The organism is Klebsiella sp. C283, assembly GCF_048822555.1.
Classification (GTDB): Bacteria; Pseudomonadota; Gammaproteobacteria; order Enterobacterales; family Enterobacteriaceae; genus Klebsiella; species Klebsiella quasipneumoniae.
The window spans coordinates 1-2337 of record NZ_JBMEZS010000053.1; the positions used below are offsets into that span (position 1 = coordinate 1).

At 54.2% G+C, this 2337-nt stretch carries 3 protein-coding genes and 1 pseudogene; all 4 read left to right on the forward strand.

Annotation, left to right across the window (positions count from 1 at the left end; translation table 11 throughout):
• Positions 1-184: 184 nt before the first annotated feature.
• The 4 genes and pseudogenes from ACOI7Z_RS27055 (at position 185) to ACOI7Z_RS27070 (ending at position 2193) form a co-directional block, all read left to right on the forward strand.
• Positions 185-415 carry a hypothetical protein gene (locus ACOI7Z_RS27055; RefSeq protein ID WP_004118481.1) on the forward strand — a complete coding sequence of 77 codons (231 nt, stop codon included), beginning with the start codon at positions 185-187 and terminating at the stop codon, positions 413-415.
• Positions 416-935: 520 nt separating this feature from the next.
• Positions 936-1350: pseudogene (locus ACOI7Z_RS27060) on the forward strand (antirestriction protein).
• A 236-nt stretch (positions 1351-1586) separates the two neighbouring features.
• On the forward strand, positions 1587-1841 hold the full coding sequence (locus tag ACOI7Z_RS27065; RefSeq protein WP_004152754.1) for a DNA polymerase III subunit theta: 255 nt from the start codon (positions 1587-1589) through the stop codon (positions 1839-1841).
• Positions 1842-1875: 34 nt separating this feature from the next.
• Complete coding sequence (locus ACOI7Z_RS27070) at positions 1876-2193, forward strand: hypothetical protein (RefSeq protein ID WP_004118473.1); 318 nt, start codon at positions 1876-1878, stop codon at positions 2191-2193.
• Positions 2194-2337 lie beyond the last annotated feature (144 nt).

Consider the following 2337-nt stretch of genomic DNA (forward strand, 5'->3'; position numbering starts at 1 on the left):
ATATACAGTATTATTTTGCGGAGGCCGTTTTTTTTCAAGTCATCTTGTTGCCGTTGTCTGTAACCATTTGCTGTTCCTGCAAAAACAGGGAAATTTCAGAAGGATCGCTGCCAGTCCGGAGAATCGTTATCTAATAAAATGTAATATACTGAAGTACAGTGCATTTATTCTGAGTGGAGTGATTATGAATACGGGTTTAAGGCAGGTTCTGCGATATGCAGGCGTCCCGGTTGACGCCGCTGAACCGGTGCGCCGGCAATTCGGTAGCCGCCTGATTTTAATCGTGACGGTTGCTCTTCTTCCGCTGTTGATTGTTGACGTCCCTCAGTGGCTATTTGTGCTCTCTCAGATTATCTGGGGAAGCGGTATGTACATTGGTATCTCCGTGGCCAGTGATAAACCAGATCGCCGATAAGCTCAGAACGAGAGGTCTCCCGGGCCGCCTGGTGACGGGCAGCTGATAAACTGGCGCCATGCCATCAACACCGGATAAGGACGTCGCCGGCTTGTCTTTGCCGCCGGCTCCGCTTTGTCCGGCCCCCTCCCTCCGGTCTGCGGCCTTTATACGCAGCCATCGCGTCGCGATGCCAGCTTCTGCTTTTCTCCCTGCGCTCGTAAACCGCGACAGGGGAGCTCATGTTGTATCTCCTGCATCGCTTCGGGTAGTGCCGTGCCTTCACTTTAGCCCGGCCGCTGCAGATGCAAGGGTTCGCTGGCGCCGCCATCCTCGCCCGGTCGCAGTTTTTTTATGAAGCTCGCCGTTCTTCCCGTCGTTTTCTCGCTCAGGTTTCGCTCTAAAACCGTCCAGACCAGCTTCGTGCTTTATCTGCGCTGCGGCCTCCGGTGTCGCCCTTGCATCTTCCGCTTTCCGCCGGGCTGTCGTGTCGGCACGGCACAACCCGGTGCCGCAATCTTATGAACCTGTGGAGGTTGCTATGTATCATGCCCGTCAAACCATGCTGAATGTAGAGGAGTCCGACCGTCTCTCGTTCCTGCCGGATCTGTTTGGTAACGATTTTCTGGCCGGAGAGATGCAGGTCTATGCGCTCGCTGAGAAACACATCACCGATTACTGCGGAGGCTTCTGGCATTTCATCCGTATTCCGGAGGGCGGCGGCTACATGATGCCTGACGGTGACCGTTTCCCCGGATAACTGGTTTGATCGGTCCGTCAGCGCGGATGCGGCCGGAGTTATCATTACGGCGCTGGCGATCAACCGCCGTATCTGGCTGCACCATGAACGCGGTGATGCTGCCCTGACACGCCACCTGATGCTGCGGGAATCGCAGCTGTGGAATTTCATTGACTCTCATGACGAATGCGCTGCTATTTACGCGGCTCTGGACTGATACTATATCGGGGCGCCCGACGCCCCGTTTAAGGTCTGAGACGGCACGATCTGTGAGGAGCTTACCCGGCTTCGCAGATCGGTGCGGCCGCGCGAAAATCCTGGCAGGCTTCGCCTGCCGGTGAGGCGGTTCGCCACACCTGCGGCGCTGCGTACTGGCCTCACCTCAACAGGTCGCCAGTTAAGGATTAAGAGCGTAATATCTGCGTACCTTTTCTTCTTTTGCTGAATTTGCGTATGTCGCAGTGGAATATTGCCTCTTTTTCAAAGGAGGAGCAGGACAAAGTTGCCGTCGATAAGGTGGCTGCTGATGTTGCCTGGCAGGAGCGCATGAACAAGCCCGTCATGCCGGAACTTGTTGAACGGGAACAGCCTGAACACCTGCGCGAATATTTCCATGAACGGTTCCGCGTACATCGACTGAACAGTCAGCAGCTGCCGCGCGCAAATGCACCCGAATATAATAAACCGGGCGATGATCAGCAGAATTGATTTTCTTACTCAGTGTGTCCAGGGAGGGTAATCTGTGCGTATGTCTCTGATGTTTGCTGCCGTGACGCTTTTAACAGGTATTAACCTGTTTTTTATTCCGTTTCAGCCTGTTCCGGCTCTGTGGGGGGCTATCCTGGCCGTTGCTTTTGTTCTGATTAATGTCGTGGCGGATAAGCTGCGCCTCTGGAGTGGTATTGCGTGGATTATCGTTGCCGGCATCATCATAACGCTGATGCTGAAGGGGAAAGAGCCGGGTGACGAATTTCGTGTCCTGATCACCGTTTTCGCTTTCCTGGCTTCAATCTGGTATAGCGTTGCGCAGTTCAGGAAGGAAAATAAGCTCCGTTCCTGACGCCCCGTCTGGTATGCCGCCGGTTTCTCATGGCTTCTTTCCGGCGGCATGAAAAACATATTCTCTCCAGCCTGCATCTTTACGTTTCCGGCTTGCTCCCTGCTGTCTGTCTGCTTTCTCTTCTTCTTCCTGCTGTGATGTCTC

Excerpts from the sequence above, each read along its gene's own strand:
- ACOI7Z_RS27055 (WP_004118481.1), top strand. The coding sequence starts at position 185 with ATGAATACGGGTTTAAGGCAGGTTCTGCGATATGCAGGCGTCCCGGTT.
- ACOI7Z_RS27065 (WP_004152754.1), top strand. The coding sequence starts at position 1,587 with ATGTCGCAGTGGAATATTGCCTCTTTTTCAAAGGAGGAGCAGGACAAA.